Origin of the sequence: Streptomyces griseorubiginosus (assembly GCF_036345115.1) — a bacterium.
In the GTDB taxonomy this organism is placed as follows: Bacteria; Actinomycetota; Actinomycetes; order Streptomycetales; family Streptomycetaceae; genus Streptomyces; species Streptomyces griseorubiginosus_C.
Genome location: NZ_CP107766.1, coordinates 7,672,304 through 7,697,899, shown reverse-complemented (window position 1 = coordinate 7,697,899; position 25,596 = coordinate 7,672,304). Strand labels below are relative to the sequence as shown.

Sequence of the window (25,596 nt, the reverse complement as noted above, 5' to 3'; positions counted from 1 at the left end):
GCCCCGGAGCCAATCCCTCCGGGGCCGCCGTCACACACCTCAGCGCTGATCCAGATCCAACGGTTCCAGATCCTCGTCCTCGAGATCCGCCCCGTCGGCCAGGTCGTCATCGTCGTCGTCGAACACCGCGCTGACGTCGAAGCGGCACACCACCCGCTCCACATCCACCTGCTCGAACGGCGCCTCCAGCCACTCCCCCGGCTCGGCCGGTTCGTCCGCCGCGGTCACCCACAGCGTGGAGTCGCCCTCCTCCAGGCCGAACTCCTTGTGCCGGGAGGCGATCTCGTCGGGCTCGAACTCCCCGAAGAGCACGCTCAGGGCACCGTGCACGGTGCCGGAGGCCCCCGTGCCGAGACTCTCGTCGGCCGCCTCGACACGCTGGGCCTGGGCCAGCAACCGCTGCGGCTCCGCCACCGAGTAGTCGCGGCGGATCAGCACGCTGAGCGCGTTCGGCTCCTCGGGGCCGGTGTAGGGCGGGGCGTCGTCCGCGCCGGGGATCTCGAAGGGGGTGACCTCGTCGTAGCGGTCGTAGAGCAGCTCGTCGTACACCTCGGCGGCCGCGGCCAGTTCGTTGAAGGCCTCGTAGACGGCCGGGTCGTCCTCCCCCGACCTCCGTTCGACCGCGGCCAGGTGGCGGTCGAGCGCGGTCTTGACCGCCTCGGCGGCGGCACGTACCTCGGCAGCGGTGGGCTGCACAGCATCAGACATAGTGCAGACGCTATCCGTACCGGGCCCCGGCCCGCACAATAGATGCGATGCCGGAATACGAATTTGTCGACGTGTACGTACCGCGCGGGGTCTCCCGCAAGGACGCCACACGCCTGCTGACGGACCATGCCGAGTACGGACACTGGGAGTTGGACCGACTGAGCCTGATGCGCGACGGCAGCCGCAGGGTGCGGTTGCGCCGGCGGATCATCCGCCAGGTGCGTGCCACGTGGTGAGACAGTACGAACGGAGCGGGCCCCGCCGAGGCGGGGCCCGCTCCGTTTCACGCGGTCTGCCCTACGCGGAGGCGCGGGCCTTGCGGTAGAGCACCGCGCCGGCCAGGAGCGCCCCGGCGCCCACGGGGATGGCCAGACCGATCGGCAGGTCGCTGCCGGTCCGGGCGAGCTGCGCGCTGCCCAGGGGCTGGGTCACCGTCTGGGTGCCCGGGTGGTTGCCGTGGGTGCCGCCACCGGGAGTGCCGTGCGGAGTGATCGGGGATCCGGGCGGACCGGGCTCCACGGGGCTTCCGGGGTGCCCCGGGCTGCCCGGCTGTTCCGGGGATCCGGGGGGAGTCTGGTGGCCGCCACCGGGCGGGAGGTGCCCGCCGGAGCCGTTGCCGCAGGCGTTGCCCATGGCGGGGTTGCCGATGCCGATGACATCGACGCTGTTGCCGCAGACGTTCACGGGAACGTCGATCGGGACCTCGACGTGGTTGCCCGACCCCACGCCGGGCGAGCCACCGGTGTGACCACCGGCGTGCGAGCCCCCACCGGAGCCGCCGTGACCGCCGTGGCCGCCCGAGCCTCCGGCTCCGCCGTGCCCACCATGGCCGCCGTGCCCACCGTGACCCTGGCCGCCGTGGCTCCCGTGTCCTCCGGAGCCGCCCGAGTCGCCGTATCCGCCCGAGTCGCCGTAGCCGCCGGGCGACCCGTGGCCTCCGCCCCGGCTGCCGCCCTTGTTGCCGCAGCTGTTGCCCATCGCGGGGTTGAGGACCCCGACGACGTCCACGGTGTTGCCGCAGGCGTTGACCGGAGCGTGCACCGGCGCGGAGACCGTGTTGCCCGACAGCACGCCGGGTGAGTTCGCGCTCGATCCGCTCGCGCCCGCGTCCGCGTGGGCGGCGCCTCCCGCGGCGGCGATCACGCCGGTCGCGGCCGCCACTGTCATCAGGCCCTTACGGGTGACTTGTCGCATGTACTGATTCCCTGCCTTCGACCTTGTCTCGAAATACCGCTTCAGCGCGGTTCTTTTCTTTTCGAAAAGGCCGGTCGGCCCCGGAGCGCATGGCGTGCGCTCCGGGGCCGACGGGCTCAGCCCTGTTTAACTGAGGGCGAGGCACAACGTCACTTGTTGATGCACGTGTTGCCGAAGGCGGGGTTCAGCAGACCGATCACGGAAACCGTGTTGCCGCAGACGTTCACCGGGACGTGCACGGGAACCTGGACGACGTTGCCGGACAGCACGCCCGGGGAGCCCACGGCGGCACCCTGCGCACCCGCATCGGCGACGGCAAGGCCCGCGCCCGCCAGAACCAGGCCACCAGTGGCAGCCGCAGCGGCGACGACCTTCTTGATCATTGTTCCTCCTTGTTGGCAATGCGATCCCAAGTAGCGGATCGCATCACCTGTAACGAGGAGGGAGTAATGGGGATACGAGCTTATGAGCGCATTCACTCTTCCCGGAGGATCTCGCACGGGCGGCCGAATAACCGCGTCAATCCCCGTCCGCACATGTCCTTTCGCGCCGGCTCTCGTCAGCTCGCGTCGATGAAGCGGTCCAGCACCCGCACACCGAATTTCAGCCCGTCCACCGGCACCCGCTCGTCCACGCCGTGGAACATGCCCGCGAAGTCCAGCTCCGGCGGCAGCTTGAGCGGCGCGAAGCCGAAGCCGCGGATGCCGAGCTCGTCGAAGGACTTGGCGTCGGTGCCGCCGGAGAGCATGTAGGGGATCGCCTTGGCGGCCGGGTCCTCGGCGACGAGCGCGGACTGCATGGCGTCCACGAGGGCGCCGTCGAAGGTCGTCTCGACGGCCTTGTCGGAGTGCACGTCCTCGCGCCTGACCTTGGGGCCGAGGATCTTGTCGAGGTCGGCGAGGAACTCCTCCTCGTAGCCGGGCAGGAAGCGCCCGTCGACGTGCGCGGTGGCCTCGCCGGGGATGACGTTGACCTTGTAGCCGGCGCCGAGCTGGGTGGGGTTGGCGGTGTTGCTGAGGGTCGCACCGATGAGCTTGGCGATGCCACCGAGCCGGGCGAGCGTGCCCTCCATGTCCTCCGGGTCCAGCTCGGTGCCGAGCGCGTCGCCGAGTTCGTCGAGGAAGGCCCGGGTGGTCTTGGTGACCCGGACCGGGAACTTGTGGCGTCCGAGCCGGGCGACGGCCTCCGACAGCTCGGTGATGGCGTTGTCCCGGTGGATCATCGAGCCGTGTCCGGCGGTGCCGGCCACGGTCAGCTTCATCCAGTGCATGCCCTTCTCGGCCGTCTGGATCAGATAGAGCCGGCGCTGCTCGTTCACCGTGAAGGAGAAGCCGCCGACCTCGCTGATCGCCTCGGTGACGCCCTCGAAGAGGTCGGGGTGGTGGTCGACGAGGTGCCGGGCGCCGTAGGTGCCACCCGCCTCCTCGTCGGCGAGGAACGCGAGGACGATGTCCCGCGGCGGCCTGCGCCCACTGCGCAACCGGTCCCGGACGACCGCCAGGGTCATCGCGTCCATGTCCTTCATGTCGACGGCGCCCCGCCCCCACACGCACCCGTCCGCGACCTCCCCGGAGAACGGGTGGTGGGTCCAGTCCTGCGCGTTGGCGGGTACGACGTCCAGGTGGCCGTGGATCAGCAGCGCGGGCCGGGAGGGGTCCTCGCCGGCGATCCGGGCCACGGTGGAGGCGCGTCCCGGGTGCGACTCGAAGATCTGCGGGTCGAGCCCCACCTCGGCGAGCTTCTCCGCGACCCACTCGGCCGCCTTGCGCTCACCCGGGCCGGAGTGGTCGCCGTAGTTGCTGGTGTCGATCTGGATCAGCTCGCGGCAGAGGTCCACGACCTCGTCCTCGCCGGTGACGCCCCTGGCCGTGTCCGTGTCGCTCACGCTGTTCCTCCCGCTGTCACTGCTGGTGGTTCCCCTCATCCTCTCCCCGCGGACCGGTCCGCCCCAAGACCGGTCCCGGTCCGTCACACGCCGTTCACGCGCGGGCCGGGACGGGGACGGGGGGTGATCGGGGCCCCTCGAAAGCCTGGTAATGTTTCCTTCGTCGCCGCGAGGGAAACCCCGCACGACAGACACCTTGTCCGGGTGGCGGAATGGCAGACGCGCTAGCTTGAGGTGCTAGTGCCCTTTATCGGGCGTGGGGGTTCAAGTCCCCCCTCGGACACCAACAGCGGTGCTGACCGGTTCTGGTCGGCACCGTTTTCTTTTGCCCTGGAGCAGGCGCTCCTCACGCACAGTGTGGGCGATCTCTCTCGGGAGTGAAACTCCCAGGTCACAGCGTCTCTGGTGGTCGTGAACGGCCCCGAACGGTCCTCCGGAATGGCCGATCAAGCCGTACGGACCTAGCTTCGTACTAAAATTTCCGGCTTGTTACGAGCTGGAGCCGGACAACCCCAGGCAGACCTGCGGGCCCGCCAGCGCCCCGGAGGTCTCCGGGATCGAGACGCGAGGACCGATGGCAGCCACTCACGAGAGCAGTGCTCTCGGCCTGCTCAACGAAGAGCTCAGCGCAGAGATCCGCGAACAGTTCGGCGACACCGCCCGTTTCTCCGGGGCCCCCGCCGCTTCCCCCCGCACCCTCGTCGACGTGTTCGAGGCGTCCGTGCGGTCCTGCCCCGACGAGCTCGCCCTGGACGACGGGACGACCCGGCTCACCTACCGCGCCCTCGCCGCCGAGGTGGAGCGGCTGCGCCGCAGGCTCGCCGCGTCCGGGGTCGGCCTCGGCGACCGGGTGGGCGTGCGGGTGCCGTCCGGCACCAACGACCTCTACGTGGCGATCCTCGCCGTGCTCGCCGCCGGTGCCGCCTATGTCCCCGTCGACGCCGAGGACCCCGACGAGCGGGCCGAGCTGGTGTTCGGGGAGGCCGGGGTGCGGGCCGTGGTCGGCGCCGGGCACGAGCTGACCGTCCACGGGCGCGCCGACGTCCCCTCCGCCCGGCCGGGCATCGAGCACGACGCGTGGATCATCTTCACCTCCGGCTCCACCGGCAAGCCCAAGGGCGTCGCGGTGAGTCACCGCAGCGCGGCCGCCTTCGTGGACGCGGAGGCGGCACTGTTCCTCACCGAGGACCCCATCGGTCCCGGCGACCGGGTCATGGCGGGCCTGTCGGTCGCCTTCGACGCCTCCTGCGAGGAGATGTGGCTGGCCTGGCGCTACGGCGCCTGCCTGGTGCCGGTGCCCCGCTCGCAGGTCCGGAGTGGCGCGGACCTCGGGCCCTGGCTGGTGGAGCAGGAGATCACCGTCGTCTCGACCGTGCCGACGCTCGCCGCGCTGTGGGAGCCCGAGACCCTCAACGACGTACGGCTGCTGATCTTCGGTGGTGAGGCCTGCCCGCCCGAGCTGGTGCAGCGGCTGGTCACCGAGGGGCGCGAGGTGTGGAACACCTACGGGCCCACCGAGGCGACCGTGGTGGCCTGTGCCTCGCTCATGTCCGGCGAGGAGCCCATCCGGATCGGGCTGCCCCTGGACGGCTGGGAACTGGCCGTCGTGGACGAGGCCGGGGACCCGGTGCCGATGGGCGCGAGCGGGCAGCTGGTGATCGGCGGGGTCGGGCTCGCCCGGTACCTGGACGCCGAGAAGGACGCGGAGAAGTACGCCCCGCTGAAGTCGCTGGGCTGGGAGCGGGCGTACCGCAGCGGTGACCTGGTGAAGGCGGAGCCCGAGGGGCTGGTCTTCCTGGGGCGGGCGGACGAGCAGATCAAGCTCGGCGGCCGGCGGATCGAGCTCGGTGAGGTCGACGCGGCTCTCCAGGCCCTGCCCGGGGTCGCGGGAGCGGCCGCCGCGGTGCGCACCGCCCGCAGCGGCAACCAGCTCCTGGTCGGGTACGTCGTCACGCAGGACGGCTGGGACCAGGCGGCCGCCGTGGAGAAGCTGCGCGCCGAACTGCCCGCCGCGCTCGTGCCGTTGCTCGCCCCGGTCGAGGACCTGCCGACCCGGACCTCCGGCAAGGTGGACCGCAACGCGCTGCCCTGGCCGCTGGAGGGGCTCGAAGCCGCCGTAAGGACAGAGGAGTTGTACGGCACCGAGGCCTGGCTCGCCGAGCAGTGGGCGGAGGTGCTCGGCATCCCGGTGTCCAGTGCCCGCGACGACTTCTTCGCGATCGGCGGATCCAGCCTGGCCGCCGCCCAGTTGACCACCCGGCTGCGCACCCGCTACCCGAGCGCTGCCGTCCTCGACATCTACCAGCAGCCCACGCTGCGGAAGTTGGCCCGGCGCCTGGAGGAGTCCGCGCAGGACGACAGCGCGGCGCGGGTGATCGCACCGGTGCCCCTCAGGTCCCGGGCGATCCAACTCCTCGTGCTCATCCCCCTGTTCACGCTGATGGGGCTGCGCTGGATGGTGCCGCTGGCCGCTGTCGGAAACCTCCTGCCTTCCTACGGCTGGCTGCCGACCGCCTCCTGGTGGCTGGTCGGTGCCGGGGCGCTGCTGCTGTTCAGTCCGCCCGGACGGCTCGCCCTGGCGGCCGGCGGGGCGCGGCTGCTGCTGCGAGGCGTGCAGCCCGGCCGCTACCCGCGCGGTGGCAGTGTCCATCTGCGGCTGTGGACGGCGGAGCGGCTCGCCGAGTTCACCGGGGCCACCTCGCTGACCGGTTCCTGGCTGGAGCGGTACGCGCGGGCGCTCGGCGCCAAGGTCGGCCAGGACGTCGACCTGCACTCGCTGCCTCCGGTGACCGGCATGCTCAAGCTGGGCCGGGGTGCGGCCGTGGAGTCCGAGGTGGACCTGTCGGGCTGGTGGCTGGACGGTGACCGGCTGGAGATCGGCCAGGTCAAGGTGGGTGCGCACGCCGTGGTCGGCACGCGCAGCATGCTCTTCCCGGGTGCCCGGGTCGGCAAGCGTGCCGAGGTGGCGCCGGGGTCGGCCGTCTCCGGGCAGATCCCGACCGGCCAGCGCTGGGCGGGCGCGCCCGCGGTCAAGCTCGGCAAGGCCAAGCGGAACTGGCCGAAGGAGCGGCCGGTGCGGGGCACGTGGTGGCGGGTGATGTACGGCGTCACGGGCTTCGCGCTGAGCGCCCTGCCGGTGCTCGCGGCCGGGGCGGCGCTGCTCATGGCCCGCGTACTCGTCGACCCGACCGACCTGACCGTCCGGAGCGTCGCCCTGGCCCTGGTCCCGGCGACCCTGTCCTTCGGGCTCGCCTACGCGCTGCTGCTCCTCGTCGCCGTACGGCTGCTGAGCGTGGGGCTGCGCGAGGGGACGTATCCGACGCACAGCCGGATCGGGTGGCAGGCCTGGACCGTGACCCAGCTGATGGACCGCTCGCGCGAGACGCTGTTCCCGCTGTACGCCGGTCTGGTCACGCCCGTGTGGCTGCGGCTGCTCGGGATGCGGATCGGGCGCGGGGCCGAGGTGTCGACGGTGCTGGCGCTGCCGAGTCTGACGACGGTCGGCGAGGGCGCGTTCCTGGCCGACGACACGCTGACCGCGCCGTACGAGCTCGGTGGCGGCTGGGTGCGGATAGGGCGTGCGGAGATCGGGCGGCGGGCGTTCCTCGGGAACTCGGGGATGACCGCGCCGGGGCGGACCGTGCCGGACGGCGGGCTGGTGGGCGTGCTGTCCGCCACTCCGAAGAAGGCGAAGAAGGGGACGTCGTATCTGGGGCTGCCGCCGGTGAAGCTGCCGCGCAGTGCCGCCGACAGTGATCAGAGCCGGACGTACGAGCCGTCGGCGGGGCTGCTGTGGGCGCGCGGTCTCGTGGAGCTGTGCCGGATCGTGCCGGTGTTCTGCTCGGCCGGGCTCGCCCTGCTGACGGTGGCCGCGCTGTGTGTGCTGGGGCCGTGGGCCTGGCTGCTGGCCGGAGCCGTGCTGCTCGCCGCCGGTGCGGCGGCAGGGCTGGTGTCGATCATCGCGAAGTGGCTGCTGGTCGGCCGGCATCACACCGGTGAGCACCCGCTGTGGAGCGGCTTCGTGTGGCGCAACGAGCTCGCGGACACCTTCGTCGAGGTGCTGGCGGTGCCGTGGCTCGCGGGTTCCGTGCCCGGTACGCCGCTGATGACGGCGTGGCTCAGGGGGCTCGGCGCGAAGATCGGCAAGGGCGTCTGGGTGGAGAGCTACTGGCTGCCGGAGACCGATCTGGTGACGCTGGAGGACGCGGCGACGGTCAACCGGGGCTGTGTGCTCCAGACCCACCTCTTCCACGACCGGATCTTGCGGACGGATACTGTTGTTCTCCGTGAGGGCGCCACGCTGGGCCCTGGCGGGATCGTGCTGCCCGGCAGCACGGTCGGGGCCCGCACCACGCTGGGTCCCGCGTCGCTCGTCATGGCCGCGGAGTCCGTCCCGGACGACACCCGCTGGCTCGGCAACCCGATCGAGGCATGGCGTCCCTGAACGCGGGCCACTCGGAGTCGGTGAGCGGTGTACCGGCGGATCCGAGTGACGACGCGGCGCAGGGAGCGGAAGCGGCAGTGGCAGTTCAGCAGGCGGCGGGGTCGGACCCGTACTTCCCGGACCACGGTGACGCCCGGTACCGGGTGCACCGGTACGAGCTCGCGCTGGACTACCGCCCCGCCCCGAACCGGCTCGCCGGGAGCGCCCGGATCAACGCCATAGCGGGGCGCTCGCCGCTCGCCGAGTTCATGCTCAACCTGTCCGACTTCAAGATCGGCCGGGTGCGGGTGGACGGCCGGCAGGCGCACTACACGCACCGCGGCGGCAAGCTGCGGGTGCGGCCCGCGAAGCCGGTGCGGCCCGGGGCCGCGTTCACGGTCGAGGTGCACTGGTCGGGCAACCCCAAGCCGATCGGCAGCCCCTGGGGCGGGCTCGGCTGGGAGGAGCTGGAGGACGGGGCGCTGGTGGCGAGCCAGCCGATCGGGGCGCCGTCCTGGTACCCGTGCAACGACCGGCCCGCGGACAAGGCGTCGTACCAGATCTCGGTCACCACGCCGTCCGCGTACGCGGTCGTGGCGGGCGGGCGGCTGCTGACCCGCACCACCCGTGCCTCCACGACGACTTGGGTGTACGAGCAGGCCGCGCCCACGTCCAGCTATCTCGTCGGGCTGGCGATCGGCAAGTACCAGACGGTGCTGCTCGGCGACCCGGGGCCGGGCGGGGTACCGCAGCACGGGCACATCCCCGCGCATCTGCTCCCGGAGTTCTCACGGGACTTCGCGCGGCAGCCGCAGATGATGGAGCTGTTCCAGGAGCTGTTCGGGCCGTATCCCTTCGACGAGTACGCGGTCCTCGTCACCGAGGAGGAGCTCGATGTGCCCGTCGAGGCCCAGGGGTTGTCGCTGTTCGGCGCCAACCACGTGGACGGGGCCCGGGGTTCGGAGCGGCTGGTCGCGCACGAGCTGGCCCACCAGTGGTTCGGCAACAGCGTGTCCATCGCGGACTGGCGGCACATCTGGCTGAACGAGGGGTTCGCCAAGTACGCCGAGTGGCTGTGGTCGGAGCGCTCCGGCGGCCGTACGGCGCAGCAACTCGCCGCCGCCGCGCACCGGTTGCTGTCCTCGCTCCCCCAGGACCTGCGGCTGGCGGACCCGGGCCGCAAGTCGATGTTCGACGACCGGCTCTACGAGCGCGGTGGGCTCACCGTGCACGCGATCCGCTGTGCGATGGGCGACGAGGCGTTCTTCCGGATGCTGCGCGGCTGGGCCGGGCTGCACCGGGGCGGGGCCGTGACCACGGCGACCCTGGCGGCCCACGTGAACCGCTTCGCGGACGAGCCGCTGAACGGCCTGTTCGACGCGTGGGTGCACGGGACCTCGCTGCCGCCGCTGCCGACGCTGGGTCCGGCGCGGCCGGCGCATCCGCCGACCAACACGGGACGGGTGCAGCCGTGACCCGACGACGTACCCCGCGGCAGCGGCCCGGCTGTCCTTGCGGTCTTCAGGAGTCGTACGACAACTGCTGCGGCCGGTTCCACCGGGGCGAGGCCGCCGCGCCGACCGCCGAGGCACTGATGCGGTCGCGGTACAGCGCCTTCGTGAGGCTGGAGCGGGACTACCTGCTGCACACCTGGCATCCCCGGACCCGTCCCGGTTCACTGGAGCTCGATCCCGGCATGCGCTGGACCGGGCTCGAGATCCTGGACACGACCGACGGCTCGGCCTTCCACTCCACCGGCACGGTGACCTTCCGCGCCTCCTTCAAGGGCGGCTCCCTGCGGGAGCGCAGCCGCTTCGAGCGGGTCGACGGGGCTTGGGTGTACGTCGACGGGGAGTTCCTCGACTAGGGCGCCAGGATGTCCAGTTCCTGAAGCGCGCCCTCCGCGATCTCGCGGGTCAGCGCCTCCGCGTGGCCCGCGTCGCCCGCACGGATCGCCTCGGCGAGGCGGACGTGGAGGGTGACGGCGGCCGGGTCGGGGTCCTCGAACATGACCTCGTGCCGGGTGCGGCCGGTGAGGACCTCGGCGACGACGTCCCCGAGGCGGGCGAACATCTCGTTGCCGGACGCGTTGAGGATCACGCGGTGGAAGGCGATGTCGTGGAAGAGGTAGCCCTCCAGGCGGTGGCCCTTGGAGTTGGCGACCATGCCGAGCGCGCACTCGGTGAGTTCGGCGCACTGCTCGGCGGTCGCGTGCTTCGCGGCCAGGCCCGCCGCCACCGGCTCGATCGCCGAGCGCAGCACGGTCAGTGAACGCAGCTGCTGGGGGCGGTCGGCGCCGGCCAGCCGCCAGCGGATGACCTGGGGGTCGTAGACGTTCCACTCCGCCTTGGGGCGGACCGTGACGCCCACGCGGCGGCGGGACTCGACCAGGTGCATGGACTCCAGGACCCGGACCGCCTCACGCATCACGGAGCGTGAGACGTCGAAACGCTGGGCCAGTTCGTCGGTGCGCAGAACGCTGCCCGGCGGGTACTCGCCCGCGGTGATCGCGGGGCCGAGGGTTTCCAGTACCTGGCCGTGCAGCCCCCGGCCCGATGTGCTCATGCACTCAGAGTACGGGGCGCGTCACGCCCAGAAAAAGTCAGACTTATTTGGCACAGACTCTTGAATAGTCCTACCTAATGGGTTTCAGTGGCGACGGCATCCGTCGGCATCGGATGTCGAGACGACAGCAGACAGTGAGGCAGCGATGAGTACCCCCCATGTCGTCGTGGTCATGGGCGTCGCGGGCACCGGGAAGACCACCGTCGGTCCCCTGCTCGCGGCCCGGCTGGGCGTTCCGTACGCCGAGGGCGACGACTTCCACCCCCAGGCCAACATCGCCAAGATGTCGGCCGGCACCCCGCTCACCGACGACGACCGGTGGCCGTGGCTGGACGCCATCGGCTCCTGGGCGCACGGGCGGGCGGGACTCGGCGGGGTGGTCAGCTGCTCGGCGCTGAAGCGGTCGTACCGCGACCGGCTGCGGGCCGCGGCGCCCGGGGTCGTCTTCGTGCACCTGGCGGGCGACCGGGCCCTCATCGAGGACCGGATGTCGCACCGGCAGGGGCACTTCATGCCGACCGCGCTGTTGGACTCGCAGTTCGCCACGCTCCAGCCCCTCCAGGAGGACGAGGCCGGGGTCGTGGTGGACGTGTCCGGCAGCCCGGAGGAGATCACCGGGCGGGCCGCCGAGGCGCTCGCCGCACTGCCGTAAGGCACCGTTCAGGATCGCCGGCCCCCCGCAACGCACATTTCCGAAGCACCCCCGTAAGAAGTCCCCGTACCTGCAAGGGAACCCCCGTGACCAGACTCAGCGTCGAGATGCTGGCAGCGGACGCACCGGAGCCGATCACCTCGGCCGGTCACGCTCAGCTGGGCATCGCCGTCCTGGCGGGCATCGCCGTCATCGTGCTGCTCATCACCAAGTTCAAGCTCCATGCCTTCCTGTCACTGACCCTGGGCACGCTGGTGCTCGGCGCGGTCGCCGGAGCGCCGCTGGACAAGGCCATCGCCAGCTTCACCACCGGCCTCGGCACCACGGTCGCCGGCGTCGGTGTGCTGATCGCGCTCGGCGCGATCCTCGGCAAGATGCTCGCCGACTCGGGCGGGGCCGACCAGATCGTCGACACGATCCTGGAGAAGGCGGGCGGCCGTTCGATGCCGTGGGCGATGGTCCTCATCGCCTCCGTGATCGGTCTGCCGCTGTTCTTCGAGGTCGGCGTGGTGCTGCTGATCCCGGTCGTGCTGATGGTCGCCAAGCGCGGCAACTACTCGCTGATGCGCATCGGCATCCCGGCCCTCGCGGGTCTGTCCGTGATGCACGGCCTGGTGCCTCCGCACCCGGGTCCGCTGGTCGCGATCGACGCGGTCGGCGCCAACCTCGGCGTCACGCTCGCGCTCGGCGTCCTGGTCGCCATACCGACGGTGATCATCGCGGGGCCGCTGTTCTCGCGGTACGCGGCCCGTTGGGTGGACGTGCCGGCGCCGGACCGGATGATCCCGCAGCGCGCCTCGGAGGAACTGGAGAGGCGCCCTGGGTTCGGCCCGACACTCGCCACGATCCTCCTCCCCGTCGTCCTGATGCTGTCCAAGGCACTGGTCGACATCGTGATCGACGACCCGGAGAACCTCACCCAGCGCGTGTTCGACGTCATCGGCTCCCCGATGATCGCCCTGCTGGCCTCGGTCCTCGTGGGCATCTTCACGCTGCTGCGGCCCGCCGGCTTCGGCAAGGACCGCCTCTCCCCGCTCGTCGAGAAGGGCCTCGCGCCCATCGCCGGCATCCTGCTGATCGTCGGCGCGGGCGGCGGCTTCAAGCAGACCCTGATCGACTCCGGTGTGGGTCAGATGGTCCTCGACATCTCCAAGGACTGGTCGATCCCGGCGCTGCTGCTGGCCTGGCTGATCGCGGTGGCGATCCGGCTCGCCACCGGTTCGGCCACGGTGGCCACGATCTCCGCGGCCGGCCTGGTCGCCCCGCTCGCGGAAGGCATGTCGACCGGCGAGACAGCCCTGCTGGTCCTCGCCATCGGCGCCGGCTCACTCTTCTTCAGCCACGTCAACGACGCCGGGTTCTGGCTGGTCAAGGAGTACTTCGGGCTTGACGTCGGGCAGACCGTCAAGACCTGGTCGATCATGGAGACGATCATCTCGGTGGTGGCGGGGGGTCTGGTGCTGCTGCTGTCGCTGGTCATTTAGCGGTACGGCGGTCGCGGCGCCCCCTGTCGGCTACGGCCGCCACAGGGGGTGTTCGCATTCCGCCCACTCCCGGCTCACCGACCCCGTCCGCAGTCCCCTCCTCGCCTCCGGATCGCCCAGTGCCATCCCGATGTGGCCCGCCAGGACGATGCCGATCGTGAGGGCGAGCCAGTCGTGGACGAAGGTCGCGCTGGTGCGCCACTGGATCGGGGTGAGGTGGGTGAACCACATGAGGAGGCCGGTGCCGAGCATGACGAGGGTCGCGCCGGCGATCCAGGCGGCGTAGACCTTCTGGCCCGCGTTGAACTTGCCCGCGGGGCGGGAGACCCGGCGCTTGTCGCGGCGCAGGGCGGCGCGCAGCCAGACGCGGTCGTGCGGGCCGAAGCGGTTCAGGAAGCCCAGGTCGGCGCGGAAGGCGCGGGAGGCGAGGCCCAGGAGGACGGGGAGGGGCAGGGCCAGGCCGGCCCACTCGTGGACGCGGACCACCAGTTCGCGGCGGCCGACGAGTTCGGCGAGCTGCGGGACGTAGAGGCAGGCGGCCGTGGCCACGCAGACGCCCATGAGGGCGGCCGTCGTGCGGTGCACCCACTTCTGGGAGCGGCCGAAGCGCCGGACCCCGGCGGCCTGGGGCGGGGCGTCAACTCGTAGGTGCATCGTCCCGCCCGTTCGACTTGCCGACCCAGGCGTCCACGTCGTAGCCCCGGTCCTCCCAGTAACCGGGCTCCACGTCCTCGGTGACGGTGATCCCGGAGAGCCACTTGGCGGACTTGTAGAAGTACATGGGGGCCACGTAGAGGCGGACCGGGCCGCCGTGGGAGTGGCCGATGTCCTTGTCCTGCATGCGCAGGGCGACCAGGACGTCCGGGCGGCGGGCCTGGTCGAGGGTGAGGCTCTCGGAGTAGGCCCCGTCGAAGCAGGTGAAGCGGACGGCGCCGGCCTCGGCGGTCACTCCGGCGGCGTCCAGCAGCGCGGACAGCCGTACGCCTTCGAACGGCGTGTCCGGGACCCGCCAGCCCGTCACGCACTGCACGTCCTTGACCAGCCGGGTCTGGGGCAGCGCCCGCAGGTCGGCCAGGGTGTAGGTGCGAGGCCGGGAGACCAGGCCGTCGATCTTGAGCTGGTAGTTCCCGGCGTTCTTGTGCGGCACGGACGAGGTCACCGAGTAGTAGCGGAAGCCGCCGCCGTTCGGGAGCAGACCCGTCAGGCCCGTGGGGTCCTTGTCGGCGGCGCTGCCGAGGAAGGCCTCCAGACCGCGTTGCAGGGTGGGCGCGGCGACCACGCCGAGGGCGCCCAGGCCGAGGGTGCCGAGGAGGACGCGGCGGCCGATCGGGGTGCCCTGTCCTTCCTCGGGATGTTCGGAGTTCACGTCACCATTCGAACACCCGCGAGCCCGGCGGGGCCAGGAATCGCGGGTGCTCGTCAGACTTCCGTAATCACTTCTCACGCCGCTCTCAGAGGGCTACGACGCCTCTTCGGCCGCCTTCTCCAGCTGGAACGCCTCGTTGCCGAGCCCGATCCGCGCGTGCGCCTCGGGCCTGCGGGCGCGCAGCAGGAGGCCCTGGGCCAGGCCCACCAGCAGGGCGAGGCCGATGATGCCGGGGAGCACCCAGCTCAGCGAGGAGTCCGGGCCCGCGCCGACCAGGACGTCGAAGTCCTTCACCGTGTAGCCGGCGATGACCAGCAGGGCGATGCCGGCGAGGGCGGAGGTGACCAGCCGCCAGGCCTGGGCGCCCGCGGCGCCGCGCCGCACGAAGAAGACGATCACGGAGGCGGAGGCGGCCGCCATCAGCACGATCACGCCGAGGGCGCCGATGTTGCCGAACCAGGTGAACAGGTGCAGGACCGGCTCGGTCGGGTCGCCGGTGGGCTTGTCGTCGGCGACCGCGAAGATCACGACCACCACGACGGACACGGCGGTCTGGAGCAGCGAGCCGGTGCCGGGCGCGCCGCTCGCGCTGTTGGTGCGGCCGAAGGCGGCGGGCAGCAGCCCCTCGCGGCCCATGGCGAAGGCGTACCGGGCGACGACGTTGTGGAAGCTGAGCATGGCCGCGAACATGCCGGTCACGAACAGGACGTGCAGGACGTCGGTGAAGGTGCCGCCGAGGCGGGACTCGGTGAGCCCGAAGAGCAGTCCCGCGCTCTGCTTCTGGGACTCGGCGACGACCGCCGAGGGGCCGGTGGCGACGGTGAGGGCCCAGCTGCTGAGCGCGAAGAAGACGGCGACGCCGCCGACGGCCAGGAACATCACGCGCGGCACCAGGATGTGCGGGCGGCTGGTCTCCTCGGCGTACACGGGCGCCTGTTCGAAGCCGAGGAAGGCGGCGATGCAGAAGCACAGGGCGGTGCCGACGCCGGCGCCGCTGAGGGTGTCCGGGTTGAAGGCGTGCAGGGACAGGCCCTCGGCGGCCGGGTCGGCGACGGCGGCGATGTCGAAGATGACGACCAGCACGACCTCGATGATCAGCAGAACGCCGAGCACGCGCGCGTTGACGTCGATCTTCAGCCAGCCGAGCGCGCCGACGACCAGAGCGGCGACCAGGGCCGGTATCCACCAGGCCACCGACAGGTCGGTGTAGGTGGCGAACAGTCCGGAGACCTCGAAGCCGAAGATGCCGTAGATGCCGACCTGGAGGGCGTTGTAGGCGACCAGGGCGACCAGGGCCGCGCTCGCGCCGGCGGTGCCGCCGAGGCCGCGGGAGATGTAGGCGTAGAAGGCGCCCGCGTTGTGGACGTGCCGGCTCATCTCGGCGTAGCCGACGCTGAACAGCACGAGGACGACGCCGAGGACGACGTAGAGGAGCGGCTGGCCGACGATCCCCATCACCGCGAATGTGGTGGGCATGACACCCGCGACGACCATGAGGGGGGCGGTCGCCGCGAGGACGGAGAGCAGCAGGCCTCCGGTGCCGAGCCGGCCGGCCCGCAACGCGCGGTCCTCGCCCTTGAACGTACTGATGCCTGGTCTGCTCTTGCTGGAACTGTCGGTGGTCATGCGGACCGTCCTTCGGGGGTTCGGGGGTGCTACACCGTGCCGAGCGCGCTGTCGCGGGCGGCACGGAAGGCGGAGTACGGCTCGCGGTCCGGATAGGACCAGGGGGCCGGGGTGGGGCGTTCGCCGATGCGGTGGAAGAGGGCGGCGGCCTCGGCGCCGCGGCCCTCGCAGACCTTCGCGTGGGCGAGGAAGTTCAGGTCGACCAGCCGGCGGGGGTGGCCCTCGTGCTCCCATTCCAGCCACCAGTCGAAGGCCGACTTCATCACCTGCCGGGCCCGGCGGCCGGTCCAGTGCCCGGAGGCGGCCGGGTCGCGCGGCTCGTGCCCGGCGGCGGCCAGCGCGCGGTAGCGCTCGGCGTGCGCGATGACCGGCAGGATCGCGAGCGGCGAGTCGGCGGGCGCCTGGTCGGCGGCCCAGTTGGCGAAGTCGTACACCTCGTGCAGCGGGTCGGGACCGGCCTCGGCACGGCGCTCGGCCAGCCTGGCGACCATCAGGTGGTGGGCGTGGTGGTGGTCGGCGTGCCGCTGTCTGATCTCGGCGAACACGTCGGACACCGCGTCCGCCGCGCCGAGGTCGCGTTCCAGCAGGAGCAGGCCGAGCCAGGGGGTCGGGTCGGCGGGTGCGCGCAGGGCCGCGGTCCGGCACGCCTCGCGGGCCGCTTCGGGCTTGCCCTTGCCGCTCCGGACGCGCTGGACCAGGGCGAGGGCGAGCAGTACGGCGGCGTCGGGGGCGTCCGGTTCGGCCACCAGCCAGTCCCGGGCCCAGGGCTCGCTGTACGGCTCCGCGGCGAGCACCGTCACCCGGTGGCCGCGCCGGTCCCAGTCGTCACCCGTGCGGGCGAGCAGCGACCGCACCGCCTGCCATCTGCCCTGCGCCAACGCGGCGCGTGCCTCGATGAGTTCGGCGTCGTCGAGGGCCGCGTCGAAGGCCTGGGCGGCGCGTTTTCGACTGCGGCCGAAGGGGGGCGGGGGCGGCGACACCGTGTGGGTTGTCCTCACGGAACATGGGGCGTGACGGGTGGGGCGGGAGGGGTGCCTGCGCGGATACGGGCAGGCGGGGCAGCCGATGCGGGCAGGTTCGGGGGGCCGATTCGCACCGCCATCGACTGATCACGGACAGCCAACCCCCCACCCATGGTTTGCGTCAAGGGTTGAAGACGCGTTACACGCGTCAACTCTCCATACCTGAGGGGAAGTTGTGACGTTCCGGTGCTGGTGGGACCCGGTCAAGGCCCGGCGTCTGTGGCGTACGCCATGGCGTGGTCCTCCCCTGCCCCGCACCATGGCGGGAACCCCCGCCGCCAAGACGGGCGCGATGACCGAATCGACGGTACGGATGCGGGTACTCCCAGGGGCAAGCCGGGCACTGGGACGCTACAGTCGGCCACTACCACCCCGCCGCCCGGCCGGACGATCGAGGTACGCAGCGTGTCGGTTCTGGTTCTGATTCTCGCCGTGAGTGCGGCCTGTTGCCTGGGCTTCGGGTTCGTGCTCCAGCAGAACGCGGCCCGGCAGGCCCCGCTGAGCGACTTCCTCTCGCCCCGGCTGCTGCTCGACCTGGTCAAGGTGCCGCGCTGGCTCGGCGGCATCGCCCTGATGGTGGCCGGCATGGTGCTGGGCGCGATCGCGCTGGGCCAGGGCGAGGTCTCCCTGGTGGAACCCCTGCTCGCCACGAACCTGCTCTTCGCCCTCGCCCTGTCCCGCAGGCAGACGAAGCAGCCGCTGGGCCGCCAGGGCTGGGCGGGCCTGGCGCTCCTCGCGGGCGGGGTGAGCGCGTTCATCGTGGCGGGCGAGCCGCGCGGCGGCACCGCGGTCACCGACCCCTTCCGGCACTGGCTGATCATCGGCGCGATGATCGGCCTCGCGCTGCTGCTCACCACCTACGCCAAGCGCTCCCGCCTGAGCGCGGGCCCGGTCCTGCTGGCCCTGGCGGCCGGTCTCCTCTACGGCGTCCAGGACGCCCTCACCCGGGTCAGCGGCCAGCGCTTCACCGAGGGCGGCCTCGCGGAGCTGCTGACCGGCTGGCAGCCGTACGCCGTGCTGGCCCTCGGGGTCACCGGGCTCGTCCTGGTGCAGAGCGCCTTCGAGACAGCGCCCCTTCGGATGTCCCTGCCCGCACTGACCGCGGCCCAGCCGCTCGCCGGGATCATCTGCGGCGTGGGCTTCCTGGGCGACCGCCTGCGCACCGACACGGGCGCGCTGACCTGGGAGGCGGTGGGCCTCGCGGCCGTCGTCGTGGGCATCGTGCTGCTGGGGATGCATCCGGCGATGCCGAGCGGAGCGGAGCGACCGGAGCCTGCGCGGGATCTTCAGCCGAGCTGAGGGTCGGCCTGGGGGCGGGTGCCGTGGCTGTGGTCGGGAGGCAGCGCTGCGCAGCGGCTGTGGTCGGGACGCGGCGCTGCTGTGGGCCCCTGCTTGGATGGGGGCCATGAGTGCTGCTGACGAGATTCTCGACATCGTGGACGAGAACGACCGTGTCGTCGGGCGGGTCCCGCGGGGTGCGGCGTATGCCGAGGGGCTGCGGCACCGGTGTGTGTTCGTTCAGGCCAGGGATGCCGAGGGGCGGCTGTTCGTGCATCGGCGGACACCCACCAAGCTGGTCTTCCCCTCGCTCTACGACATGTTCGTGGGCGGAGTGGTCGGCGCCGGCGAGTCCTACGACGACGCGGCGCTGCGGGAGGCCGAGGAGGAGCTCGGGGTGAGCGGTCTGCCCCGCCCGGAGTACCTCTTCAAGTTCCTCTACGACGACGGCGCCGGCCACACCTGGTGGTCCGCGGTCTACGAGGTCCGCTGCGAGCTCCCCGTCAGCCCCCAGGTGGAGGAGGTCGCCTGGCACGACTTCCTGCCGGAGGACGAGGTGGAGCTACGGCTGCGGGACTGGGAGTGGGTGCCGGACGGACTGGCGGCCTACGAGCGGCTCAAGGCGTACCGGTCGATGGGCTGACCGGCACCGGCCCCGGGGCGCCGGCCGCCGCAAGCTCCACCGTGACGCTGAGTCCGCCCTCCGGGCGGGGCACGAGCGCGAGGGTGCCGTCGTGCGCCTGGGTGATGGTCTTGGCGATCGCGAGACCGAGGCCGACGCCCGCGTGGTCCGTGCGCACCCGCTCCGTACCGCGCTGGAACGGTTCGGTGAGGGTGGCGGCCAGCGCCGGCGTGAGCCTCTCACCGGTGTTCTCGACCGTGAGCACCGCGACTCCGGCGCGGACGCCGGTCGTGACCCGCACGATCCCCTCCTCGGGCAGGTTGTGGACGATCGCGTTGTGCACGAGGTTCGTCGTGAGCTGGAGCAGCAGCGCGTGGGATCCACTGGTCGGAGCGGCGTCCCCACCGGTCTCGACCGTGACGCCCTGCTTCTCCGCGAGCGGGAGGAGCGTCTCGGTGGCCTCCTCCGCGAGCAGCGACAGGTCGACGGGTTCCCGGGTGAAGGACCGCTGGTTGGCCCGGCTGAGCAGGAGCAGCGCCTCCGTGAGGTCGATCGCCCGGGCGTTGACGGAGTGCAGGCGCTCGATGACCTCGCCGGTGTCGGCGTGCGGGTCGGCGCGGGCCACGTCGAGCAGGGCCTTCGAGACGGCCAGCGGGGTGCGCAGCTCGTGCGAGGCGTTGGCCGCGAACCTCTGCTGCTCGGCGACGTGCGCCTCCAGCCGGGCGAGCATCGCGTCGAAGGCGTCGGCGAGTTCACGGAACTCGTCCTTGCGGCCCGGCAGCTGGACCCGGTGGGAGAGCGAGCCGTGCGTGGCCGAGCGGGTGGCCTCGGTGATGCGGGTCAGCGGGGCCAGCATCCGGCCGGCGAGGATCCACCCGCCCACGAGGCCGAACACCAGCAGGAACGCCAGCACCGCGGCCGCCCTCGGGGCGAAGACCTGTAGAAGGGCGGAGCGGATGGGGAAGACGCCACCCGTGGGCCCGTCGTCCGGGTTGTAGAGCATCGCGCGGTCGGGGACGTAACGCAGCAGGAACAGCCATACCGCGGCGAGCAGCAGCAGACCGGCGACCATGAGGAACCCGGCATAGCTGAGGGTGAGTTTCAGGCGGACGCTCACCCCGGGCCGCCTATCCACGGACCGCCCCCGCGTCCCCGGCGCCCGGTTGCGGGTCGATGCGGTAGCCGACACCCGGCACGGTGGCGATGACCCAGGGTTCACCGAGCCGTTTGCGCAGCGCCGAGACGGTGATGCGGACGGCGTTGGTGAACGGGTCGGCGTTCTCGTCCCAGGCCCGCTCCAGGAGCTCCTCGGCGCTGACGACACCGCCCTCGGCGGCGACGAGGACTTCCAGCACGGCGAACTGCTTCCTGGTCAGCGCGACGAAACGACCGTCGCGGTAGACCTCCCGGCGGAACGGGTCGAGGCGCAGTCCCGCGATCTCCCGCACCGGCGGCCGGCTGTGGGCGCGTCTGCGGTCGAGCGCTCTGAGCCTGAGCGCGAGTTCCCGCAGTTCGAAGGGTTTCGTCAGGTAGTCGTCCGCACCGAGTTCGAAGCCGGATGCCTTGTCGTCGAGCCGGTCGGCCGCGGTGAGCATGAGGATCGGCATACCGCTGCCGGAGGCCACGATGCGTTCGGCGATCTCGTCACCGGAGGGTCCGGGGATGTCGCGGTCGAGGACGGCGATGTCGTACGTGTTCACGTCCAGCAGTTCCAGGGCGGTCCCGCCGTCACCCGCGACGTCGGCCGCGATCGCCTCCAGGCGCAGACCGTCGCGGATGGCCTCCGCCAGGTAGGGCTCGTCCTCGACAATCAGCACACGCATGGTCCCGATGCTACGAACCGCCGTATATCGGCGGCATATCGAAAACCGCATACGGGCCCGCAACATCGCGCCGCTTTGACTGGCGGCATGCACATGTATGCCGACCCCACGCCGGAGACCGGGCAGGAACGTACCGGGCTGGAACGTACCGGGCTGGAACGTACCGATCACGAAAGCGCCGGTCCGGAAGGCGCCCGTCCGGACGGTTCCGCCCGCCGGGCGGTCCGGCTCCGTCTGCGCCCGGACCCCTGGAAGCGCGGCCCGGTGCTCGCCGCGTCGGCGCTGCTGCTCGGCCTGCTCATGCTGCTGCACGGGAGCGTCCCGAACCGGATCGGGCACCTCGGCAGTCTGCTGGAGACCTTCCTGCCGTGGCTCGGTGTGTTCGTCCCGGTGCTGCTGGCCGGGGCGCTGCTGCGGCGCTCCGCCTCCGCCGTGGTCGCCCTGCTGCTGCCGGTCATGGTGTGGCTGAACCTCTTCGGCGGGCTGCTCGGCGACAGGTCCCGCTCCGGTGGCGACCTCACCCTGGTCAGCCACAACGTCGGCGCCGACAACCCCGACCCGGCCGGCACCGCCCGCGACCTGGTCGCCGCCGACGCCGACGTGCTGGCGCTGGAGGAGATCACCCCGGAGGCCGGCGGCGTCTACGAGCGGGAACTGGCGAGGACGTACCCGTTCCACACGCTGCTGGGAACGGTCGGACTGTGGAGCAGGCTGCCGCTGTCGGACACGCGGACGGTCGACATCGAGATGGACTACGGCCCGTTGGCGGCCACCAAGCCGGTCGATCCGGCCTCCACCCGGGCACTGCGCACCACGGTGGCCACGAAACAGGGACCTCTGGTGGTGTACGTGGCGCACCTGGCGTCCGTGCGGGTGACGCCCAGGGACGGTTTCGGGACGGCTCAGCGGGACCGGGGGGTGCGGGCGATCGGTACGGCCGTCGCCGGCGAGCGGAACAAGCGGGTGGTGCTGCTCGGCGATCTGAACGGCACCGTGGACGACCGCGCGTTCGCCGGCCTCACCGCACGGATGCGGTCGGCACAGGACGCGGCCGGAGAGGGTTTCGGGTTCACCTGGCCTGCGGGCTTCCCGGTGGCGCGGATCGACCAGATCCTGGTCGGAGGAGTGACGGCGGACAGCTCGTGGGTGCTGCCGGCGACGGGGAGCGACCACTTGCCGGTGGCGGCCCGGATCAGCTGGTGAGGACCGGGCGGCGCCGGGTTCCGGCAGCCGGGCCGATAGGCTCGTGCGCGTGATCGATTTCGCACGGAACGTCCGCGTCTGGTTCGCCCCCGAGGAGGTCCGGCAGGAGGGCCGTACCCCTGACTACCGGTTCTCGCTGGCCAATGAACGTACCTTCCTGGCCTGGTTGCGGACCGCGCTCGCCCTGATCGGCGGTGGCTTCGCCGTGGACCAGTTCCTGCCGGACCTGCGCTGGGGCTGGCGGGTCGGGCTGGCGCTCGCGCTGCTCGCGGCGGGGGTGCTGTGCTCGTTGCGGGCGGTCAATCACTGGGTGCGGTGCGAGCGGGCGATGCGGCGGGGCGAGGATCTGCCGGCGTCCCGGTTCCCGGCACTGCTGTCTCTCGTGGTCGCGGTGGTGGCCGTGGCCATGGTCGCCGTCGTGCTCCTCGGGTGGGAGGGGTGAGCGGGGGCGCCGACGGTGGGCGTGATCCGGGACTCCAGCCCGAACGCACCCGGCTCGCCTGGCGTCGTACGACGCTCTCGGGCACGGTTGCCGCCGTGCTCGCCGTGAAGACCGTGCTGCACGGCGGGCCGTCCCCCGCGGGCCTGGTGGCCGGCGCCCTGTGCTGCGCCCTCTGGCTGGCCTTCCTGTACCTGGCCCACCTCCGCATCCGCACCCTGACCGCCTCCGACACCCCGACCGCCCTCCCCCCGAGACACGCGACGGCGGCGGTCCTGTGCACGGTGGCAATGGCGGCTTGCGGGGCGGCGCTGGTGTTCTGAGGGGGCCACGGAGGCGCCCACTGGGGTGCCGAGTGCGGTCGTCGGGCGGCTGCGCGTGAGCGGGGCTGCTCGCGCGGTTCCCCGCGCCTCTGGGGCCTCACTCAAGACGCGCCCCCACGGCCCGAACCCCCACCCCCGGCCCTCAGGGCAGCACGCCATCCAGCACCCCCACGCCACACCACCCGAATCGCCCCATATGCCCCCCACCCGTGGCACCCTGTGCGACGTCATCGACTGTCGTTCCGAAGGGGAGCCTCATGACCACCCTCCACCACGAGCACGCCTCCCACGCGCACGTCCACGGTCCCGACTGCGGGCACACCGAGGTGCCGCACGAGGGGCATGTCGACTACGCGCACGACGGGCATCTGCACCGGGCCCACGACGGCCACTGGGACGAGTGCGAACCCGGTGGGCACGTCTCGCACGACGGTCACGACCACCGGCACGGCCAGGACTGCGGACACGAGAGCGTCCTGCACGGCGACCACGTCGACTACCTCCACGACGGCCACCGGCACGCCGAGCACGAGGGTCACTGGGACGACCACTGACCTGACCGGAAAGCACCGAGAGACACCGCCGGCAGCTCCCCGCCGCACCGCCCGGGGAGCTGTCGGCCTATCGTGGGCCGGATCACGTTCAGCGTCCCCTCTGGACGACATACCGACCAGTCGGCATGATGGTCGAAAACGTTCACGCGCGCGTAAGGAGCCCCGATGAGCCCCGACCATCCGCCAGGCCTCGATCTCGACCGGCTGCGCGGCCTGCTCGACCGCGAGCGCCCCGGCCTGGTGCAGGGCCCCCTGACCGGCCGGCTGATCGAGGGCGGACGGTCGAACCTCACGTACGCCGTCTCGGACGGCAGCGCGCGCTGGGTCGTACGGCGGCCCCCGCTCGGCCATGTCCTCGCCACCGCGCACGACATGAAGCGCGAGCACCGCGTGATCAGCGCCCTGCACCCGACGAGCGTGCCGGTGCCGGAGCCGGTCCTGCTGTGCGAGGACCCCGAGAACGAGGCGGCGCCCGGAGCGCCGTTCTACGTCATGGAGTTCGTCGAGGGCACCCCGTACCGTACCGCCGACCAGCTCGCCCCCCTCGGCCCGCAGCGCACCCGTGACGCCGTGCTGTCCCTCGTCGACACCCTCGTCGAGCTGCACGCGGTGGATCCCGCGGAGGTCGGTCTCGCGGACTTCGGCCGCCCCGAGGGCTTCCTGGACCGCCAGCTGCGCCGCTGGGGCAAGCAGCTGGACGCCTCCCGCAACCGCGACCTGGCGGGCATCGACGAGCTGCACGCGGCCCTCGGCCGTCACCTCCCGCAGTCCCCCGCGGCGACCGTCGTGCACGGCGACTACCGGCTCGACAACGTCCTGATGGGCGACGACGACCGGATCAAGGCGATCCTCGACTGGGAGATGTCGACCCTCGGCGACCCGCTCACCGACCTCGGCCTGCTGGTGATGTACAGCATGCCGCTGGGCATGCCCGACTCCCCGGTGTCGACGACCGCGCAGGCCCCGGGCCACCCGGATCCGGCCGAACTGGTCGCGCGGTACGCGGAGCGTTCGGGGCGGGACGTGACGGCGGTGTCCTGGTACACGGCGTTCGCCTGGTTCAAGCTCGCCGTGATCCTGGAGGGCATCCACTACCGCTACACCCTCGGCCAGACGGTCGGCGCCGGCTTCGACCGCATCGGCGACCTCGTCCCGGTCTTCATCCAGCACGGTCTGACCACTCTTCACGACGGCATCCAGGAAGGCTGATCCGCATGGACTTCGCGTTCGACGCGCGCACCGAGGAGCTGCGCGCCAAGCTGCTCGCCTTCATGGACGAGTACGTCTACCCCGCCGAGGCCGTCGCGGAGGAGCAGCGCGCCCAGCTGGACTCGCCGTGGGACACCCCGGCCGTGGTGGAGGAGCTGAAGGCGGAGGCGCGCAGGCAGGGCCTGTGGAACCTCTTCCTGCCCGACGCCGAGTACGGCGCGGGGCTCACCAACCTCCAGTACGCGCCGCTCGCCGAGATCACCGGCCGCTCCCCGCAGCTCGCCCCCACCGCACTGAACTGCGCGGCGCCGGACACCGGCAACATGGAGGTCCTGAGCCAGTTCGGTGACGAGCGGCAGAAGAAGCAGTGGCTGGAGCCGCTGCTGGCCGGTGAGATCCGCTCGGCGTTCGCGATGACCGAGCCGGAGGTGGCCTCCTCGGACGCCACCAACATCACCACCTACATCGAGCGCGACGGCGACGACTATGTCGTCACGGGCCGCAAGTGGTACATCTCCGGGGCGATGAACCCCGACTGCAAGATCTTCATCGTGATGGGCAAGACCGACCCGGACGGCGCGGACCTCCGCCGCCAGCAGTCCATGATCCTGGTCCCGCGCGACACCCCGGGCGTCACGGTCGAGCGCGCCATGCGGGTCTTCGGCTACGAGGACCACTACCACGGCGGCCACGCCGAGGTGATCTTCGACCACGCGCGCGTACCGGCCTCGAACCTGATCGGCGAGGAGGGCGGCGGCTTCGCCATCGCCCAGGCCCGCCTCGGGCCCGGCCGGATCCACCACTGCATGCGGCTCATCGGCATGGCCGAGCGGGCGATCGAGCTGATGTGCCGGCGGGCCGTCTCCCGCACGGCCTTCGGCAAGGCGCTGGCCCAGCAGGGCGTGGTCCACAACTGGATCGCCGACGCGCGCGTGACCGTCGAGCAGCTGCGGCTGCTGGTCCTGAAGACGGCCTGGCTGATGGACACGGTCGGCAACCGGGGCGCCCACACCGAGATCCAGTCCATCAAGATCGCCACGCCCCGCGCGGTCGTCGACATCATCGACCGGGCCATCCAGTTGCACGGCGCGGGCGGGGTCAGCCAGGACTTCCCGCTGGCCGAGCTGTACGCCGGCGCCCGCACCCTGATGATCGCGGACGGCCCGGACGAGGTGCACCAGCGGTCGCTGGCCCGGCGGGAGCTGAAGAAGTACCTGTAG

25 protein-coding genes and 1 tRNA gene are annotated in these 25,596 nt (G+C 71.8%); 15 read left to right on the top strand and 11 right to left on the bottom strand.

The window, feature by feature from the left end; genetic code table 11:
• Window positions 1-39: 39 nt before the first annotated feature.
• The gene (locus tag OHN19_RS34820; RefSeq protein ID WP_330268004.1) at window positions 40-708 is read right to left on the bottom strand and encodes a hypothetical protein; all 669 of its coding nucleotides are present in this window, start codon (window positions 706-708) and stop codon (window positions 40-42) included.
• Between the two features lie 47 nt (window positions 709-755).
• On the opposite strand from OHN19_RS34820, the gene OHN19_RS34815 reads away from it, so the two are divergent.
• Window positions 756-944, top strand: coding sequence for a DUF5703 family protein (locus OHN19_RS34815; protein ID WP_007380901.1), 189 nt, complete (start codon window positions 756-758; stop codon window positions 942-944).
• A gap of 61 nt (window positions 945-1,005) precedes the next feature.
• Here the strand turns inward: OHN19_RS34815 and OHN19_RS34810 are convergent, their stop codons facing one another.
• The 3 genes from OHN19_RS34810 to OHN19_RS34800 all read right to left on the bottom strand — a co-directional run bounded on the left by OHN19_RS34810 (window position 1,006) and on the right by OHN19_RS34800 (window position 3,787).
• Window positions 1,006-1,902 (bottom strand): chaplin, encoded by an 897-nt coding sequence (locus OHN19_RS34810; protein WP_330268003.1) that lies wholly within the window; start codon window positions 1,900-1,902, stop codon window positions 1,006-1,008.
• Window positions 1,903-2,051: 149 nt separating this feature from the next.
• Entirely contained in the window at window positions 2,052-2,285 is a 234-nt protein-coding gene (gene chpH / locus OHN19_RS34805; protein WP_007380902.1) for a chaplin ChpH, read from the bottom strand.
• Window positions 2,286-2,461: 176 nt separating this feature from the next.
• A complete protein-coding gene (locus OHN19_RS34800; protein ID WP_330268002.1) occupies window positions 2,462-3,787 on the bottom strand; it encodes a M20/M25/M40 family metallo-hydrolase in 1,326 nt (441 codons plus the stop codon).
• A gap of 198 nt (window positions 3,788-3,985) precedes the next feature.
• Between OHN19_RS34800 and OHN19_RS34795 the strand changes: the two genes are divergently transcribed.
• The 4 genes from OHN19_RS34795 (at window position 3,986) to OHN19_RS34780 (ending at window position 10,077) form a co-directional block, all read left to right on the top strand.
• Window positions 3,986-4,073: transfer RNA gene (locus OHN19_RS34795), tRNA-Leu, on the top strand.
• Between the two features lie 288 nt (window positions 4,074-4,361).
• The gene (locus OHN19_RS34790) at window positions 4,362-8,231 is read left to right on the top strand and encodes a Pls/PosA family non-ribosomal peptide synthetase (RefSeq protein ID WP_330268001.1); all 3,870 of its coding nucleotides are present in this window, start codon (window positions 4,362-4,364) and stop codon (window positions 8,229-8,231) included.
• A gap of 77 nt (window positions 8,232-8,308) precedes the next feature.
• Window positions 8,309-9,685: a M1 family metallopeptidase gene (locus tag OHN19_RS34785; protein WP_330268000.1), complete on the top strand. Its 1,377-nt coding sequence runs from the start codon at window positions 8,309-8,311 to the stop codon at window positions 9,683-9,685.
• The gene (locus tag OHN19_RS34780) at window positions 9,682-10,077 is read left to right on the top strand and encodes a YchJ family protein (protein ID WP_330267999.1); all 396 of its coding nucleotides are present in this window, start codon (window positions 9,682-9,684) and stop codon (window positions 10,075-10,077) included. Before OHN19_RS34785 ends, OHN19_RS34780 begins: the two co-directional genes overlap by 4 nt.
• Here OHN19_RS34780 and OHN19_RS34775 read toward each other — a convergent pair.
• A complete protein-coding gene (locus OHN19_RS34775) occupies window positions 10,074-10,775 on the bottom strand; it encodes a FadR/GntR family transcriptional regulator (RefSeq protein ID WP_330267998.1) in 702 nt (233 codons plus the stop codon). The genes OHN19_RS34780 and OHN19_RS34775 overlap by 4 nt on opposite strands.
• Before the next feature lie 145 nt (window positions 10,776-10,920).
• Here OHN19_RS34775 and OHN19_RS34770 point away from each other — a divergent pair, with 145 nt between their 5' ends.
• Complete coding sequence (locus tag OHN19_RS34770; protein ID WP_330267997.1) at window positions 10,921-11,427, top strand: gluconokinase; 507 nt, start codon at window positions 10,921-10,923, stop codon at window positions 11,425-11,427.
• A gap of 86 nt (window positions 11,428-11,513) precedes the next feature.
• Window positions 11,514-12,911, top strand: a complete 1,398-nt coding sequence (locus OHN19_RS34765; RefSeq protein WP_330267996.1) for a gluconate:H+ symporter — start codon at window positions 11,514-11,516, stop codon at window positions 12,909-12,911.
• Window positions 12,912-12,941: 30 nt separating this feature from the next.
• On the opposite strand, the gene OHN19_RS34760 is transcribed toward OHN19_RS34765, so the two are convergent.
• The 4 genes from OHN19_RS34760 to OHN19_RS34745 form a co-directional block, all read right to left on the bottom strand.
• On the bottom strand, window positions 12,942-13,565 hold the full coding sequence (locus tag OHN19_RS34760; protein ID WP_330267995.1) for a cytochrome b/b6 domain-containing protein: 624 nt from the start codon (window positions 13,563-13,565) through the stop codon (window positions 12,942-12,944).
• Window positions 13,549-14,277 (bottom strand): molybdopterin-dependent oxidoreductase, encoded by a 729-nt coding sequence (locus tag OHN19_RS34755; RefSeq protein ID WP_330267994.1) that lies wholly within the window; start codon window positions 14,275-14,277, stop codon window positions 13,549-13,551. Before OHN19_RS34755 ends, OHN19_RS34760 begins: the two co-directional genes overlap by 17 nt.
• A gap of 93 nt (window positions 14,278-14,370) precedes the next feature.
• Complete coding sequence (locus OHN19_RS34750) at window positions 14,371-15,903, bottom strand: APC family permease (protein ID WP_330267993.1); 1,533 nt, start codon at window positions 15,901-15,903, stop codon at window positions 14,371-14,373.
• A 29-nt stretch (window positions 15,904-15,932) separates the two neighbouring features.
• Window positions 15,933-16,883: a hypothetical protein gene (locus OHN19_RS34745; protein ID WP_330267992.1), complete on the bottom strand. Its 951-nt coding sequence runs from the start codon at window positions 16,881-16,883 to the stop codon at window positions 15,933-15,935.
• A gap of 447 nt (window positions 16,884-17,330) precedes the next feature.
• Here OHN19_RS34745 and OHN19_RS34740 point away from each other — a divergent pair, with 447 nt between their 5' ends.
• The gene (locus OHN19_RS34740; RefSeq protein ID WP_330267991.1) at window positions 17,331-18,224 is read left to right on the top strand and encodes a DMT family transporter; all 894 of its coding nucleotides are present in this window, start codon (window positions 17,331-17,333) and stop codon (window positions 18,222-18,224) included.
• Window positions 18,225-18,330: 106 nt separating this feature from the next.
• The gene (locus OHN19_RS34735) at window positions 18,331-18,846 is read left to right on the top strand and encodes an NUDIX hydrolase (RefSeq protein ID WP_330267990.1); all 516 of its coding nucleotides are present in this window, start codon (window positions 18,331-18,333) and stop codon (window positions 18,844-18,846) included.
• Here OHN19_RS34735 and OHN19_RS34730 read toward each other — a convergent pair.
• Window positions 18,821-19,942: a HAMP domain-containing sensor histidine kinase gene (locus OHN19_RS34730; protein WP_330267989.1), complete on the bottom strand. Its 1,122-nt coding sequence runs from the start codon at window positions 19,940-19,942 to the stop codon at window positions 18,821-18,823. The two genes, OHN19_RS34735 and OHN19_RS34730, sit on opposite strands and share 26 nt — an antisense overlap.
• Before the next feature lie 10 nt (window positions 19,943-19,952).
• Window positions 19,953-20,648: a response regulator transcription factor gene (locus tag OHN19_RS34725; protein ID WP_330267988.1), complete on the bottom strand. Its 696-nt coding sequence runs from the start codon at window positions 20,646-20,648 to the stop codon at window positions 19,953-19,955.
• 93 nt (window positions 20,649-20,741) lie between these two features.
• Between OHN19_RS34725 and OHN19_RS34720 the strand changes: the two genes are divergently transcribed.
• The 6 genes from OHN19_RS34720 to OHN19_RS34695 all read left to right on the top strand — a co-directional run bounded on the left by OHN19_RS34720 (window position 20,742) and on the right by OHN19_RS34695 (window position 25,596).
• On the top strand, window positions 20,742-21,851 hold the full coding sequence (locus tag OHN19_RS34720) for an endonuclease/exonuclease/phosphatase family protein (RefSeq protein ID WP_419249584.1): 1,110 nt from the start codon (window positions 20,742-20,744) through the stop codon (window positions 21,849-21,851).
• 49 nt (window positions 21,852-21,900) lie between these two features.
• Window positions 21,901-22,293, top strand: a complete 393-nt coding sequence (locus tag OHN19_RS34715) for a YidH family protein (RefSeq protein WP_330267986.1) — start codon at window positions 21,901-21,903, stop codon at window positions 22,291-22,293.
• Entirely contained in the window at window positions 22,290-22,613 is a 324-nt protein-coding gene (locus tag OHN19_RS34710) for a DUF202 domain-containing protein (RefSeq protein ID WP_330267985.1), read from the top strand. Before OHN19_RS34715 ends, OHN19_RS34710 begins: the two co-directional genes overlap by 4 nt.
• Window positions 22,614-22,870: 257 nt before the next feature.
• Entirely contained in the window at window positions 22,871-23,167 is a 297-nt protein-coding gene (locus tag OHN19_RS34705; RefSeq protein ID WP_330267984.1) for a hypothetical protein, read from the top strand.
• 165 nt (window positions 23,168-23,332) lie between these two features.
• On the top strand, window positions 23,333-24,376 hold the full coding sequence (locus OHN19_RS34700) for a phosphotransferase family protein (protein ID WP_330267983.1): 1,044 nt from the start codon (window positions 23,333-23,335) through the stop codon (window positions 24,374-24,376).
• Between the two features lie 5 nt (window positions 24,377-24,381).
• On the top strand, window positions 24,382-25,596 hold the full coding sequence (locus tag OHN19_RS34695) for an acyl-CoA dehydrogenase (protein ID WP_330267982.1): 1,215 nt from the start codon (window positions 24,382-24,384) through the stop codon (window positions 25,594-25,596).